Source organism: Frigoribacterium sp. PhB160, from assembly GCF_003751785.1.
GTDB lineage: Bacteria > Actinomycetota > Actinomycetes > Actinomycetales > Microbacteriaceae > Frigoribacterium.
This window is the reverse complement of sequence record NZ_RKIE01000003.1, coordinates 97,181-110,548: the sequence shown is the minus strand read 5'-3', so window position 1 is coordinate 110,548 and position 13,368 is coordinate 97,181. Positions and strand designations below refer to the sequence as shown.

Genomic DNA, 13,368 nt, shown 5'->3' with positions numbered 1-13,368 from the left:
TGCCTGGTACTGCGAGTCCTCCTGCCCGGCCGGGCCACGCGCTGGGCCACGGCAGCGCGCAGACTCGGGCCATGACCACGACACTCATCACCGGATCCAACAAGGGCCTCGGCCACGAGACCGCCCGCCGCCTGCTCGCCGAGGGGCACACCGTCTGGGTGGCCGCCCGCGACGCGACGCGCGGTCAGCAGGCCGCCGACGAGCTGGGCGCCCGTTTCGTGCAGCTCGACGTCACCGACGACGCCTCCGTCGCCGCGGCCGCCGCCCACGTCGGCGAGCACGGCGGGCTCGACGTCCTCGTCAACAACGCGGGCATCACGGGCTCGCACTCCGACCCGGCCGACCTCACCGGCGCCGACGCGCTCGAAGTGCTCGACACGAACGTGGCGGGGATCGTGCGGACGACGCAGGCGTTCTTGCCGCTGCTGCGCGCCTCCGCGGCGCCGGCGATCGTCAACGTCACGAGCGGGCTCGGCTCGTTCACCGCGGTGCACGACCCCGACCGCGTCGAGTCGACCGTGGTGGCGCCGCTATACACGGCGTCGAAGTCGGCCGTCACGATGCTCACGGTGCAGTACGCGAAGGCGCTGCCGGGCATCCGCGTCAACGCGGCCGACCCCGGCTACACGGCGACCGACCTCAACGGCAACAGCGGCCACCAGACCGTGACCGAGGGCACCGACGCGATCGTCGAGCTCGCGACGCAGGGCGCCGACGGCCCCACGGGCACCTTCATCGACCGCGACGGGGTGGCGCCCTTCTAGGCCCGAGCGTGGCGGGGGTGCGGGGGTGCGGGCGAGCGCGGGGCCGTGAGCCCCAGGGCGCACCGGCGACCAGCCGGCACGCGGCGCAGGTCAGCGCGAGCCGGCGTCCGTCGTCGAGGTCGAGTGCTGCGCTGCCGTGTCGGACGGACCCGAGGAGGCGCCGTGCGGCCCCGCCACCCCGACGACGGCCGCGACGGCGACGCCGAGCACCACGATCCCGAGCTGCGTACGGGCGATCGTTCCTGCCACGGGTGGTCCTCTCGGTCGGGGGCGTCTCGTGACGTCCGGGTCCGATCCAAGCCGGACCGCGCCTCCGGCACGACCCCCAGAGCGAGCGCCCCTCGCACGGGGCGCGCCCGCGTCGCGGCCTCAGGAGCGCCGGTCGCTCCGCGCCAGCGCCGAGAGCTGCTCGTTGTAGGCGTCGAGCTCGGCGTCGCCGTCGCGGTCGGCCTGACGGTCCTTGCGCTTGGCCTCGCGGCTGTCGCTGCGGCTCCACATGATGGCGACGGTGATGGCGAGGGCCACGGTCGGGATCTCTCCGACGCTCCACGCGATGCCGCCGGCCGCGTACTGGTCGGCCATGGGCGTCGCGCCCCAGGTGCGGCCCATGGCGCCGTACCAGTCGGCGAGGAACAGCGACGTGCTCGTCATGATGCTGAGCCCGAAGAACGCGTGGAACGCCATCGTCGCCAGCAGCACGAGCAGCCGCATCGGGAACGGCAGGCGGCCCTTGACCGGGTCGATGCCGATCATCGACTGCACGAAGAGGTACCCGACGATCAGGAAGTGCACGATCATCCAGTAGTGGCCGAGGTGCGTCGTCGTCGCCCAGCTGAAGAGCGACGTGTAGTAGAAGACGAAGAGCGACCCGGCGAAGAGCACCGCCGCCACGATCGGGTTGCTGATGACGTGCGCGTACGTCGAGTGCACGAGGATCATGATCCACTCGCGCGGCCCCCGGGTGCCGTCGGTGCGCTTGCGGATCGCCCGCAGCGCCAGGGTCACCGGGGCGCCCGGCACGAGCAGCACGGGGATCACCATGCCGAGCACCATGTGCGCCAGCATGTGCGTGCTGAACAGGTAGTCCTGGTACACGTTCGGGGCGCCGCACGTCACGTAGAACAGCACGACCATGCCCGACACCCACGACACCGTGCGGCCGAGCGACCACGCGTCGCCGCGACGGTGCAGGCGCACCACGCCCGCGACGTAGAAGAAGATGCCGAACGCGCAGACGAGGGCCCAGAGCAGGTCGACGTTCCACTGCGTGAGGTAGCTCATCGGGGTGAGCTCGGCCGGCAGCGGCTCCTCCGTGAGGATCTCGGCGGGCGTCGGCGAGGCGAGGTCGGTGGCGACGACCTCCTCGACCGGGGTGGCCGTGCGGGCCAGGGCCGCCGCGACGCCCGACGCGAGCCCCATGAAGGCCAGCTCGGCCGTCACGAACCACCAGAAGAAGCGGGCGGTCGCGGTCGGGTGCGTCGACATGCGGCCGACGAGCCAGCGGCGCTGCACGACGCCGAAGATGCCGAGCGCCACCAGCGAGAGGGTCTTGACCAGCACGAGCACGCCGTAGCCGGTGGTCAGCGCCGACCAGTCGCCTAGCCGGATCGCGGCGCTGCCGACGCCCGACGCGGCGACGACGACGAAGCAGACGATCGCGACGGTCGAGTACCGCGCCAGCACGACGCCGATGCGGCCGCGCTCGAGGGTGCCGCGCAGCAGCACGAGGGCGACGAGGCCGCCGAGCCAGACGGCGGCGCCGAGCAGGTGCAGCGCGAGGTCGGTGACGGCGGCGTCGTGGCCGCTCGCGCCGGCCGCGTGGCCCTGCATCGCGATCGGGATGAGCCCGCCGCCCGCCAGCACCGTGACGCCGACGAGGGCCCAGATGTTGCGGACGGCGAAGCAGAGCACGGTCACCGCGGCCGCGACGAGCGTCGTGGCGAGCCAGGCGTTGCCGAGCTCGGTGTCGGTGAGGAAAAACGCGAGCGTCCGCCCGAACTGGTCGTCGAAGGTGACGGCGACGTTCGCGACGCTGAGGAACGTGAAGAAGGTCGTCACGGCCGACGCGACGGCCCAGAAGCCCGCGGCGCCGGCGGCGATGTCCATGGCGCGGTCGAACTCGGGCTTGTCGCGCGACAGCGCGAAGCAGGTGAGGAACAGGGTGCCGATCGCGACGGCGGCCCCGATGTTGTTCATCATCTTGGCCATCGGCAGGCCGAAGCGCACGACCGCGCCGGGGTCGACCACGAGCGGGGCGTCGGCGGCGCCGCCGAACTGCAGCGCCGCGAGGAGTGCGACGAACGCCACCAGCACGAGCAGTGCCGGTCCGGAGGCGCGGGTGATCCTGGACATCGGGGCTCAGCTTAGGTCGGTGCGACTGGGAACGGGGCTCGGGTGCCTCGTCGCCGAGCGATCGCCCCGCCCGCACGGCCCCCCTCACGGCCTGCCCCGCAGCGCCCCACGCGGCCCCGGGACGACGAGAGGGGGCGGCGACCCGGAGGTCGCCGCCCCCTCACGAGGTGCTGCGTGGTGCGGAGGACTACTTGACGGCAGCCTTCAGCTTGCTGCCGGCGCTGACCTTCACCGAGTCGCTCGCGGCGATCTCGAGGGCCTCGCCCGTCTGCGGGTTGCGACCCGTGCGGGCGGCGCGGTGCGACTTCTCGAAGGCGATCCACCCGGGGATGGTGACCTTCGTGCCGTCGGCCACGGACTTCGAGACGACGGAGAAGAACGCGTCGACGACGCCGCTGACGGCGGCCTGGCTCTGGCCGGACTCGGAAGCGACAGCTGCGACGAGCTCGGTGCGGTTCAGTGACTTGTCAGCCATGTAAATGTCCTCCTCGGACTTCATTCGGTGTGACGAAGCGCGGTGTTCACCGCGCCTGTGCGGTACAGACCAGAGAGCCGAGGGCCCTGTGGAACCGGTTGAAACCTACCAGGAAGACTTCGTGATGCCCGGGAGCTCACCGCGGTGAGCCATGTCGCGGAAGCGCACGCGGCTGATGCCGTAGGCCTTGAGGTGACCGCGGGGGCGGCCGTCGACCTGGTCGCGGTTGCGGAGGCGGACCGGCGACGCGTCGCGGGGCAGCTTCTGCAGGCCCTGACGAGCGGCCTCGCGGCTCTCGTCGGTGCCGTTCGGGTCGATGAGGGCCTTCTTCAGCTCGAGGCGCTTCTCGGCGTAGCGGGCGACGATGACGGCGCGCTGGTCGTTCTTGGCGATCTTGCTCTTCTTGGCCATGCTTAGCGCTCCTCGCGGAATTCGACGTGCTTGCGGATCACCGGGTCGTACTTCTTCAGCACGAGTCGATCGGGGTTGTTGCGACGGTTCTTCTTGGTCACGTACGTGAAGCCGGTGCCCGCCGTCGAGCGGAGCTTGATGATGGGACGGACGTCCTGCTGACGAGCCATTAGATCTTCTCCCCACGAGCGAGCAGGTCCTTGACGACCGACTCGATGCCACGAGCGTCGATGACCTTGATCCCCTTGGCGCTGAGCTGCAGGGTCACGTTACGACGAAGCGACGGCACGTAGTACGTCTTCTTCTGGATGTTGGGGTCGAAACGACGCTTGGTGCGTCGGTGCGAGTGCGAGATGTTGTGTCCGAAGCCGGGAACGGCTCCGGTCACCTGGCAGGTTGCTGCCATGGGTTTCCTCCGTAGGTACCGTAGGAGCCGGAGCTCCTACCCAAGGTCACTTGTCGGCGCGCCGGTCCCCCGAGCCCGTCGCGGACGACGAGCTGTCGGCCCGTGAGGGACGACGTGGTGCTGGGAGGCGGTGCACATGAGCGCAGATAGCACTCAACCAAAGAGCGAGACTACACGACACGCCCGGGCTGTTTCAAGCCGCGGGTGACGGCGGGGTCTCGGCCCGCGGCCCGCTCGGCCGTGCACGCCGCGCAGGTGCCGAACACGTCGACGACGTGCTGCGCCTCGGTGAAGCCGTGCTGGGCGGCGACCTGCTGGGCCCAGGTCTCGACCGCGTCGGCCTCGATCTCGACGGTGGTGCCGCAGGTGCGGCAGATGAGGTGGTGGTGGTGCGTGCCCGGCGTGCAGGCGCGGTAGAGGCTCTCGCCCTCCTGCTGCAGCGAGTCGGCCGAGCCGTCGGCCGCGAGGTCGGCGAGCGCGCGGTACACGGTCGCCAGGCCGATCGGCGAGCCCGACTCGCGCAGGTGGGTGTGGAGCGCCTGCGCGCTGACGAAGCCCTCGCTGGTGTCGAGCGCCTCGCGGACGGCCTCGCGCTGCCAGGTGTTGCGACGGACTACCACGGTCGACCTCCGGTCATGACGGGACGTTCCCTGCCGCAGCCGAGGGTACCCGGCGGGCCCGGGGCGACCTGAGCGGTCGGCCGCCGCTCTCGCGGCGGGCCCCGACGACGCGGCAGACGAGCCAGATGGCGAACGAGATCGTCGTGACGTAGGGGCTGATCGGCAGGCCGCCGCCGAGCGCGAGCAGGATGCCGCCGACCACCGAGGTGACGGCGAACGCCACGCTGAGCAGCGGCACGAGGCGGGGGTTCACCGTGACCCGGAGCGCCGCCGCGGCGGGCGTGACGAGCAGCGAGAGCACGAGCAGCGCGCCGATCACCTGCACCGACACGGCGACGGCGAGGCCCAGCACGAGCATGAAGAGCAGGCCCAGGGCCCGCACCGGGATTCCGGCCGCCGCGGCCACGTCGGGGTCGACGCTCGCGAAGGTCAGCGGCCGCCAGATGACGAGCAGCACGACGACGACCACCGCCGAGATGCCGATCAGCCAGCCGAGCTGCGGGTTGTCGACCGAGACGATCTGACCCGTCAGCAGGCCGAACTTGTTCGCCGAGCGTCCCTTGTAGAGCGCGAGGAAGAGGATGCCGAGGCCGAGCCCGAAGGGCATCAGGACGGCGATGATCGAGTTGCGCTCCCGGGCGCGCGAGCCGAGCAGGCCGATCAGCAGCGCCGCGACGACGCTGCCGACGAGCGAGCCGCCGACGACGTTCGCCCCGAGCAGCAGGGCGGCGGAGGCCCCCGCGAACGACAGCTCGCTGATGCCGTGCACGGCGAACGGCAGGTTGCGGGTCACGACGAACGGGCCGATCAGCCCGCCGACGAGGCCGAGCACGGCCCCGGCGATGATCGAGTTGCGCACCAGGGCGACGAGCTCGCCGAAGTCCTGGAAGGAGAAGAGCTGGCTCAGCAGGTCGGTCACCGGATCGCTCCCTCGTCGTCGGCGGGCTCGTCGGCGTGGTGGTCGTCGTGGCCGTGGCCCCCGACGATGACGACGCGGCCCATGGTGCGCACCACGTCGACGGGCGTGCCGTAGAGGTCGCTCAGCACGTCGGCCCGCAGCACCTCGTCGGGGGTGCCGACGCGGAACCGACCGCCCGCGAGGTAGAGCACCCGGTCGACCACGTCGAGGATCGGGTTGACGTCGTGCGTGACGAAGACGACCGCCGCGTCGCGGGCGCGCCGCTGCCGGTCGAGCAGCTCGGTGACGCCGCGCTGGTGCCGCAGGTCGAGCGAGATGAGCGGCTCGTCGCAGAGCAGCAGGGCGGGGTCGGCGGCGAGGGCCTGGCCCACCCGGGCGCGCTGCTGCTCGCCGCCCGAGAGGCTCGCGACGGGGGCGTCGGCGAAGGAGGCGGCGCCCACCTCCTCGACGAGGGCGTCGACGGCCGCTCGCTCGGCCGCCGACTCGCGGCGGAGGCCCCAGCGGTGGCCGGTCACCCCGAGCGCGATCATGTCGCGGGTGCGCAGCGGCGTGCCCGACTCCATCAGGCGCTGCTGCGGGACGTAGCCGATGCGCCGGTGACCGCGCCCCACCGGTCGCCCGAGGAACTCGATGCTGCCGCTCGTCAGCTGCTGCTGCCCGAGGATCGTCCGCAGCAGGGTCGTCTTGCCGGCGCCGTTCGGCCCGAGCACCGCGAGGAACTCGCCCGGCGCGACGTCGAGGTCGAGGCCCTGCCAGAGGGCGCGGTCGCCGAACGTCACGCCGGCGTCGCGCAGGCGCAGCACGGCGCCGCCCCCGCGGCCCGTGGGGGCGTCGGGGGCGGCGCTGGAGCCGTCGGTGGTGCGGGTCGTCACTGCTCGAGGGCCGCCTTGATCGCGTCGATGTTGCTCTGCTGCCACGAGACGTAATCATCCCCCTCCGGGAGGAGCTCGGTGACCGGCACGATCGCGACGCCCGCCGCGGTGGCGGCCTGCTCGACCTGCTCGGTCTCGGGGCTGGAGGTCTGCTCGTTGTAGGCGAGCAGGTCGACGCTGCCGGCCGAGAACAGCTGCAGGGTCTCGGAGAGGACCGCGGGCGACACGTCCGTGCCCTCCTCGATCGCCTCCGAGAAGGCCTCGGGCGTGACGTTCTCGAGGCCCATCGCGTCGAAGAGGTAGCCGGGGACGGGCTCGGTGTAGGCGACCGACTCGCCGGCGTGGGCCTCGGCGATCGAGGCGGCCTGCGCCTCCAGGTCGGCGATCTGCTCGCCGAACGAGGCGGCAGCGGCGGTGTACGCGTCGGCGTTGGCCTCGTCGGCCGTGCCGAACTCGTCGGCGAGCGTCGTCGCGAGCGTCGCCATGCTGGCGAGGTCGTAGAAGACGTGCTCGTTGAACTCGCCGTGGTCGTGCGCGTGGTCGTCGCCCTCGGCCTCGGCGGTCTCGTCGGCGTGGTCGTGGTCGTCGGCGTCGAGCCCCGACACCTCGACCGCGTCGACGACGACGGCGCCCGAGCCGCTCGCGTCGAGCAGCGTCTGCATGAAGTCGTCGTAGCCGCCGCCGTTCTCGATCACGACGTCGGCCTTCGAGACGGCGAGCTGGGTACGGGCGTCGGCCTCGAACGAGTGCGGGTCTTGCGAGGGGTCGCTGATGACGCTCGTGACGTCGACGTGGTCGCCGCCGACGATCGAGGCGATGTCGCCGTAGACGTTCGTCGAGGCGACGACCGCCAGGCGCCCGTCGTCCGCCGACGCGCCGGCCCCGCCCTCCGCCGAGCAGCCGGTCAGCGCGAGCGCCGCCGCGGCGGGGAGGGCGAGCAGGGAGAGGGCACGGCGCGAGGTCATGCCGCCACGCTATTGCTACTGATAATGATTGTCAAAACGGGGAGGCGCGGTGCACGCGGAAGGGGCAGGGTCGCGACCCTCCCCCTCCGACCCGCACCGCGCCTCCGGCGCTCAGGCCTTCGTCGCGGCCTCGGCCGACTCGGCCGACGCGTCGTCGTCCTCGCGACCGGGCGTCTTGAGGTTCCACTTCTTGATCACGAAGCTGAAGATCACGTAGTAGACGACCGCGTAGCCGAGCCCGATCGGGATCAGCCAGATCGAGTTCTGCGAGATGTTGAAGTTGAGCACGTAGTCGATCAAGCCCGCCGAGAAGGTGAACCCGGTGTGGATGTCGAGCGCGTTGACCAGCATCATCGACGTGCCGGTGAGGATCGCGTGGATCACGTACAGCGGCCAGGCGACGAACATGAACGAGAACTCGAGCGGCTCGGTGATGCCGGTGAGGAAGGCCGTCAGCGCGGTCGACAGCATGATGCCGCCGATGAGCTTCTTCTTCTCGGGGCGAGCGTGGCGCCAGATCGCCAGGGCCGCGGCCGGCAGCGCGAACATGAAGATCGGGAAGAAGCCGGTCATGAAGACGCCGGCGCTCGGGTCGCCCTGGAAGAAGCGGGTCAGGTCGCCGCGGTAGATGTTCCCGTCGGCGCCGGTGTAGTCGCCCACGAGGAACCAGACCACCGAGTTGAGGATGTGGTGCAGCCCCGTCGGGATCAGCAGGCGGTTGACGACGCCGTAGACGCCGCCGCCGACCACGTCGTTCGAGGCGACGGCGGTGCCGATCCAGGTGAGGGCGCCGTTGAACAGCGGGTAGATGAACGACATCACGACGCCGACGACCAGGCCGGTCACGGCCGTCATGATCGGCACGAGGCGGCGGCCCGAGAAGAACCCGAGGAAGTCGGGCAGCTTCGTCCGGTAGAAGCGCTGCCACAGCATGGCCGAGAGCAGGCCCATCACGATGCCGCCGAGCACGCCGTAGTTGATCACCGCCGGATCGCCCGTCGGCGTCGTCTCGCCCGCGAGCACGAGCGGCGACATCGCCGTGAACACCCCGTCGATGACCATGTAGCCGACCACGGCGGCGAGGGCCGTCGAGCCGTCCGACTTCTTCGCCCAGCCGATGGCGATGCCGACCGCGAAGATGAGCGGCAGCCAGGTGAAGACCGCCTGGCCGGCGGCGCCGATGACGGAGGCGCCCGTCTCGAACCCGGGGATCGCCCCCAGCAGGTCGGTCTGGCCGAGCCGCAGCAGGATGCCCGCGGCGGGCAGCACCGCGATCGGCAGCATCAGGCTGCGACCGAGCCGCTGCAGCACCGCGAAGGCCCCCGCGCCTCGCTTCGACCCCGTCTTCGTGGCCGTGGCCTCGGTCTTCGACATGTGCCGTTCCTCTCGTCGCCGTGCCCTGCCGGTCCTGTCCGGTCATGACCAGTGGGTGGTAGTTTCCTCAGACCGTCCGGTGGTGTCAACTAGGAGGCGCGCATCGCCGAGGCAGACCCGCCCCGCCCCCGCAGACCCCCTGGAGGAGACCCCATGTCGAAGGCACAGGCAATGATCGACGGACTCGGCGGAGCCGACAACATCGACGAGATCGAGGGCTGCATCACGCGCCTCCGCACCGACGTCAAGGACGTCTCGCTCGTCGACGACGCCGCGCTCAAGGCCGCCGGCGCCACGGCCGTCGTCCACGCGGGCGGCAGCGTCCAGGTGATCGTCGGCACGATCGCCGACTCCCTCGCCGAGGACATCAACGACATCCTCGACGCGTGACGGACGTCCTCGCGCCCGTCGCCGGGCGGGTCGTCGCGCTCGCCGAGGTGCCGGACGCGGTGTTCGCCGGCCAGCTCGTGGGGGCGGGCGTCGCGCTCGAGCCCTCCGCGCCTCCGGTCGGGTCGTCGCTCGTCGAGGTCGTCTCGCCCGTCGACGGCGTCGTCGTCAAGCTGCACCCGCACGCGTTCGTCGTCGTGGCCGCGTCGGGTGAGGGCGTGCTCGTGCACGTCGGCATCGACACGGTGAAGCTCGGCGGCGCGGGCTTCACGCTCGCCGTCGCCGAGGGCGCGACGGTCGCCGCGGGCGACCTCGTCGTCAGCGTCGACCCGGTCGTCGTCTCGGAGGCCGGGTACTCGCTCGCCTGCCCGGTCGTCGTGCTCGACAGCGCGCCCGACAGCGTCGACCAGTCGGTCGTCGGGTCGACGGTCGCCGCGGGGGAGCGGCTCTTCAGCCTCTAGCGCCGCCGGCCGGTGCCGGTGACGTCAGGCCGGGGTGCCTTCGCCCGACGCCACGTGCATCGACAGCCGGTAGCGGTCGGAGCGGTACCAGCTGCGGGCGTGCTCGACCGGCAGGTCGCCCGACCACGACGTGCGGTCGAAGGCCAGCACGGCCGCGCCGTCGCGGGTGCCCAGCAGGGTCGCCGTCTCGGCCCCCGCCTCCTCGGCCGCGACCGTCTGGACGGCGTGGGTGACCGGCAGGCCGTACTCGACGTCGAACATGCGGTAGAGCGAGAGGCTGAGGTCGCGCTCGAGCAGGCCGGCGAACCGCCCGGCGGGGAACCAGGCGTCGTCGACGCTGACGGGCTCGCCGTCGGCCAGCCGGAGGCGCTTCACCCGGAAGGCCGTCGCCCCGGCCTCGAGGCCGAGCGCCGCCACGGTGTCGGCGGGCGGCACCTGCTCGTCGCGGACGAGCACCACGGTGGCGGGCACGTGCCCGAGGGCCGTCATCTCTTCCGTGAACGAGGCCAGGTGGAGGGTCGACTGGACCACGCGGTGGGCCACGAACGTGCCCTTGCCCCGCACCCTCGTCAGCCAGCCGTCGGCGACGAGCTGCCCGATGGCCTCCCGGACGGTGATGCGGCTGACCCCGTGGTCGGCCATGAGCTGCCGCTCGCTCGGGATCGCGGCGCCGGCGGGGAGGCCCGCCTGCGCGAGCTGCTGCAGGATCGCCCGCAGCTGCTCGTGCTTCGGCACGGCCCCGTCGACGATCGGCTGCGTCATGGCTGGTCCTCCCCGGGCGCGCGGCTCAGTCGAGCAGCAGCGCGGGCTCCTCGAGGACGCTGGCCACGTCGGCCACGAACCGGCTCGCGACGTCGCCGTCGACGACCCGGTGGTCGAAGCTCGCGCCGATCGTGGTCACCATGCGCGAGCGCACCTCGCCGTCGACGACCCAGGGCTTGGCCTTGATCGTGCCGAGGGCGACGATGGCGACCTCGCCGGGGTTGAGGATCGGCGTGCCGGTGTCCATGCCGAAGACGCCGATGTTCGTGATCGTGATGGTGCCGTCGCGCATGTCGGCCGGGGTCGTCTTGCCGTCCCGGGCGGTCAACGTCAGCTGCTCGAGGGCCTGGGCCAGCTCGAGCAGGCTCATCGACTGGGCCTCCTTGACGTTCGGCACGATGAGGCCGCGCGGGGTGGCCGCGGCGATGCCGAGGTTGACGAAGTGGCGCACGAGGATCTCTCGGTCGGTCCAGGCCGAGTTGACCATCGGGTTGCGGCGCACGGCCCAGATGATCGCCTTCGCCATGATCAGCAGCGGCGAGACCTTGACGCCGGCGAACTGCGGCGAGGCCTTGAGGCGCTTGACGAACTCCATCGTGCGGGTCGCGTCGACGTCGACGAACAGGCTGACGTGCGGCGCCGTGTAGGCCGACGACGTCATCGCGGCGGCGATGGCCTTGCGGACGCCCTTGACGGGGATGCGCTCGATGCGCTCCTCGCCCCACTCGGGCGTCTCGATGTTGCGGAAGACGCTCGCCTGCTGCGCGTGCCGGATGACGTCGTCGCGCGTGACCTCGCCGGCGAGGCCGGTGGGCTGCACCGTGGCCAGGTCGACCTCGAGGTCTTTCGCGAGCTTGCGGATCGGCGGCTTCGCGATGATCGGCAGCGCCTGCGCGGCGGGCACCGACGTCGTCGGTCGGCGACGGGCCTGCTCGGCGACGCGCAGCTGCCGGGCGTCGACCTCGGTCTTCGAGGGGGAGCGGCGTCGCGTCGAGGCGTGGCCGCCGGCCGCGCCGTAGCCGACGAGGACGGCACCCGACCCGGAGTCGGCCGCGGGGTCGCCCGACGAGGCGACGGCGCCGGTCGCGCCCGAGGCGGCGACGTCGTCGGCGGACGGGGCCGGTGCCGCGGGTGCGGCGGGTGCTGCCGGTGCCGCGGCCGCGGGGGCGGCCTGCGCCGCGGGGGCCGGAGGCGCGACGACGGCCACGGGACCGGTCGCCTCGCCGCGCGCCCTCTGTCCCGACAGCGCCTCTTCCTCCTGCGCGATGATGCGGGCCGTGCGGGCGAGGCCGCCCGACTCGACCGACTCGGCCTCGGCGACCCGGTCGGAGGGGCTGCCCGGGGCGGTGCCCGTGCCGATGGTGATGATCGGGGTGCCGACGTCGACGGTCTCGCCGGAGGCGACGAGCACGCTCTCGACGACGCCCGCGTAGGGCGAGGGCAGCTCGACGAGCGACTTGGCCGTCTCGATCTCGACGAGCACCTGGTTGATCTGCACGGTGTCGCCGGGGGCGACCTTCCACTCGACGATCTCGGCCTCGGTGAGGCCCTCGCCGACGTCGGGCAGGGCGAATTCGCTGGTCACGGGTTGCTCCTCTAGTACGCGAGAGCGCGGTCGACGGCCTCGAGCACGCGGTCGGCGTCGGGCAGGTACAGGGTCTCGAGCTTGGCGGGCGGGAAGGGCGTGTCGAACCCGCTGACGCGCAGCACCGGCGCCTGCAGCGAGTAGAACGCCTTCTCGGCGACGGTCGCGGCGATCTCGGAGCCGACGCTGACGAACCCGGGGGCCTCCTGCGCGACGACGAGGCGGCCGGTCTTCCGCACCGACTCGAGGATCGGCCCGTAGTCGACGGGCGACAGCGAGCGCAGGTCGACGACCTCGACCGAGATGCCCTCGGCGGCGGCGATCTCGGCGGCCTGCAGCAGCACGCTGACCATGGCGCCGTGGCCGAGCAGGGTCACCTCGGTGCCGGTGCGCACGACGCGGCTGGCGTGCAGCGGCGCCTGCGGGTCGGACAGGTCGACCTCGCCCTTGGGCCAGTAGCGGCTCTTGGGCTCGAAGAACATGACCGGGTCGTTCGACGCGATCGCCTCCTGGATCATCCAGTAGGCGTCGTGCGGCGTGCTCGGGCTGACGACGCGGAGGCCGGCGGTGTGCGCGAAGTACGCCTCGGGGCTCTCCTGGTGGTGCTCGACGGCTCCGATGTGCCCGCCGTAGGGCACGCGGATCACGACGGGCATCTGCAGCGTGCCCTCGTGGCGGTTGGTGAGCTTCGCGAGCTGCGAGGTGATCTGGTCGAAGCCCGGGTAGATGAAGCCGTCGAACTGGATCTCGCAGACCGGGCGGAACCCGGCCATCGCGAGCCCGATCGCCGTGCCGACGATGCCCGACTCCGCGAGCGGGGTGTCGATGACGCGGTCGTCGCCGAACTCGGCCTGCAGCCCCTCGGTGACGCGGAAGACCCCGCCGAGCGTGCCGATGTCCTCGCCCATGAGCAGCACGCGCGGGTCGGCGGACATCGAAGCGCGGAGGCCGGCGGTGATCGCCTTGCCGAGGGGCATCGAGGCGAGGGAGGCGCGGGTCGGCTCCTCCGCCCCGG

Annotated in this window: 17 protein-coding genes; 3 read left to right on the top strand and 14 right to left on the bottom strand. The window is 72.0% G+C overall.

Going from position 1 to position 13,368, the window contains the following annotated elements:
• The first annotated feature begins 71 nt into the window (after positions 1-71).
• Positions 72-764, top strand: coding sequence for an SDR family NAD(P)-dependent oxidoreductase (locus EDF38_RS13520; protein WP_123356270.1), 693 nt, complete (start codon positions 72-74; stop codon positions 762-764).
• Positions 765-854: 90 nt separating this feature from the next.
• Here the strand turns inward: EDF38_RS13520 and EDF38_RS15955 are convergent, their stop codons facing one another.
• The 11 genes from EDF38_RS15955 to EDF38_RS13470 all read right to left on the bottom strand — a co-directional run bounded on the left by EDF38_RS15955 (position 855) and on the right by EDF38_RS13470 (position 9,158).
• Complete coding sequence (locus tag EDF38_RS15955; RefSeq protein WP_158613379.1) at positions 855-1,013, bottom strand: hypothetical protein; 159 nt, start codon at positions 1,011-1,013, stop codon at positions 855-857.
• A 120-nt stretch (positions 1,014-1,133) separates the two neighbouring features.
• Positions 1,134-3,116: a cytochrome c oxidase assembly protein gene (locus EDF38_RS13515; protein ID WP_123356268.1), complete on the bottom strand. Its 1,983-nt coding sequence runs from the start codon at positions 3,114-3,116 to the stop codon at positions 1,134-1,136.
• A 187-nt stretch (positions 3,117-3,303) separates the two neighbouring features.
• Positions 3,304-3,591 (bottom strand): HU family DNA-binding protein, encoded by a 288-nt coding sequence (locus EDF38_RS13510; RefSeq protein WP_123356266.1) that lies wholly within the window; start codon positions 3,589-3,591, stop codon positions 3,304-3,306.
• Positions 3,592-3,696: 105 nt separating this feature from the next.
• Positions 3,697-4,002 carry a 30S ribosomal protein S14 gene (rpsN, locus tag EDF38_RS13505; protein ID WP_123356265.1) on the bottom strand — a complete coding sequence of 102 codons (306 nt, stop codon included), beginning with the start codon at positions 4,000-4,002 and terminating at the stop codon, positions 3,697-3,699.
• A gap of 2 nt (positions 4,003-4,004) precedes the next feature.
• Positions 4,005-4,172 (bottom strand): 50S ribosomal protein L33, encoded by a 168-nt coding sequence (gene rpmG / locus EDF38_RS13500; RefSeq protein ID WP_043595944.1) that lies wholly within the window; start codon positions 4,170-4,172, stop codon positions 4,005-4,007.
• A complete protein-coding gene (rpmB, locus tag EDF38_RS13495) occupies positions 4,172-4,408 on the bottom strand; it encodes a 50S ribosomal protein L28 (protein WP_043595945.1) in 237 nt (78 codons plus the stop codon). The genes rpmG and rpmB overlap by 1 nt, the downstream gene beginning before the upstream one ends.
• 170 nt (positions 4,409-4,578) lie before the next feature.
• The gene (locus tag EDF38_RS13490) at positions 4,579-5,028 is read right to left on the bottom strand and encodes a Fur family transcriptional regulator (protein WP_123356263.1); all 450 of its coding nucleotides are present in this window, start codon (positions 5,026-5,028) and stop codon (positions 4,579-4,581) included.
• Positions 5,029-5,041: 13 nt separating this feature from the next.
• On the bottom strand, positions 5,042-5,947 hold the full coding sequence (locus EDF38_RS13485; RefSeq protein WP_123356261.1) for a metal ABC transporter permease: 906 nt from the start codon (positions 5,945-5,947) through the stop codon (positions 5,042-5,044).
• Positions 5,944-6,819, bottom strand: coding sequence for a metal ABC transporter ATP-binding protein (locus EDF38_RS13480; protein WP_123356259.1), 876 nt, complete (start codon positions 6,817-6,819; stop codon positions 5,944-5,946). The genes EDF38_RS13485 and EDF38_RS13480 overlap by 4 nt, the downstream gene beginning before the upstream one ends.
• Entirely contained in the window at positions 6,816-7,784 is a 969-nt protein-coding gene (locus tag EDF38_RS13475; RefSeq protein ID WP_123356257.1) for a metal ABC transporter solute-binding protein, Zn/Mn family, read from the bottom strand. Before EDF38_RS13475 ends, EDF38_RS13480 begins: the two co-directional genes overlap by 4 nt.
• Positions 7,785-7,895: 111 nt before the next feature.
• Positions 7,896-9,158, bottom strand: a complete 1,263-nt coding sequence (locus tag EDF38_RS13470) for a PTS transporter subunit EIIC (protein WP_123356255.1) — start codon at positions 9,156-9,158, stop codon at positions 7,896-7,898.
• Between the two features lie 153 nt (positions 9,159-9,311).
• Here EDF38_RS13470 and EDF38_RS13465 point away from each other — a divergent pair, with 153 nt between their 5' ends.
• Positions 9,312-9,548: a glucose PTS transporter subunit EIIB gene (locus EDF38_RS13465; RefSeq protein WP_123356253.1), complete on the top strand. Its 237-nt coding sequence runs from the start codon at positions 9,312-9,314 to the stop codon at positions 9,546-9,548.
• A complete protein-coding gene (locus tag EDF38_RS13460) occupies positions 9,545-10,006 on the top strand; it encodes a glucose PTS transporter subunit IIA (RefSeq protein ID WP_123356252.1) in 462 nt (153 codons plus the stop codon). The genes EDF38_RS13465 and EDF38_RS13460 overlap by 4 nt, the downstream gene beginning before the upstream one ends.
• A gap of 24 nt (positions 10,007-10,030) precedes the next feature.
• Here the strand turns inward: EDF38_RS13460 and EDF38_RS13455 are convergent, their stop codons facing one another.
• Genes EDF38_RS13455 through EDF38_RS13445 form a run of 3 tightly spaced genes read right to left on the bottom strand, consistent with a single transcriptional unit; the run spans position 10,031 to position 13,330 of the window.
• Positions 10,031-10,768, bottom strand: coding sequence for a GntR family transcriptional regulator (locus EDF38_RS13455; RefSeq protein WP_123356250.1), 738 nt, complete (start codon positions 10,766-10,768; stop codon positions 10,031-10,033).
• Between the two features lie 25 nt (positions 10,769-10,793).
• Positions 10,794-12,353 (bottom strand): dihydrolipoamide acetyltransferase family protein, encoded by a 1,560-nt coding sequence (locus tag EDF38_RS13450; RefSeq protein ID WP_123356248.1) that lies wholly within the window; start codon positions 12,351-12,353, stop codon positions 10,794-10,796.
• A gap of 11 nt (positions 12,354-12,364) precedes the next feature.
• Positions 12,365-13,330 carry an alpha-ketoacid dehydrogenase subunit beta gene (locus tag EDF38_RS13445; RefSeq protein ID WP_370275642.1) on the bottom strand — a complete coding sequence of 322 codons (966 nt, stop codon included), beginning with the start codon at positions 13,328-13,330 and terminating at the stop codon, positions 12,365-12,367.
• Positions 13,331-13,368: the final 38 nt, after the last annotated feature.

Excerpts from the sequence above, each read along its gene's own strand:
- EDF38_RS13520 (WP_123356270.1), top strand. The coding sequence starts at position 72 with ATGACCACGACACTCATCACCGGATCCAACAAGGGCCTCGGCCACGAG.
- EDF38_RS13515 (WP_123356268.1), bottom strand. The coding sequence starts at position 3,116 with ATGTCCAGGATCACCCGCGCCTCCGGACCGGCACTGCTCGTGCTGGTG.
- EDF38_RS13510 (WP_123356266.1), bottom strand. The coding sequence starts at position 3,591 with ATGGCTGACAAGTCACTGAACCGCACCGAGCTCGTCGCAGCTGTCGCT.
- rpsN (WP_123356265.1), bottom strand. The coding sequence starts at position 4,002 with ATGGCCAAGAAGAGCAAGATCGCCAAGAACGACCAGCGCGCCGTCATC.
- rpmG (WP_043595944.1), bottom strand. The coding sequence starts at position 4,172 with ATGGCTCGTCAGCAGGACGTCCGTCCCATCATCAAGCTCCGCTCGACG.
- rpmB (WP_043595945.1), bottom strand. The coding sequence starts at position 4,408 with ATGGCAGCAACCTGCCAGGTGACCGGAGCCGTTCCCGGCTTCGGACAC.
- EDF38_RS13475 (WP_123356257.1), bottom strand. The coding sequence starts at position 7,784 with ATGACCTCGCGCCGTGCCCTCTCCCTGCTCGCCCTCCCCGCCGCGGCG.
- EDF38_RS13470 (WP_123356255.1), bottom strand. The coding sequence starts at position 9,158 with ATGTCGAAGACCGAGGCCACGGCCACGAAGACGGGGTCGAAGCGAGGC.
- EDF38_RS13465 (WP_123356253.1), top strand. The coding sequence starts at position 9,312 with ATGTCGAAGGCACAGGCAATGATCGACGGACTCGGCGGAGCCGACAAC.
- EDF38_RS13455 (WP_123356250.1), bottom strand. The coding sequence starts at position 10,768 with ATGACGCAGCCGATCGTCGACGGGGCCGTGCCGAAGCACGAGCAGCTG.
- EDF38_RS13445 (WP_370275642.1), bottom strand. The coding sequence starts at position 13,330 with ATGCCCCTCGGCAAGGCGATCACCGCCGGCCTCCGCGCTTCGATGTCC.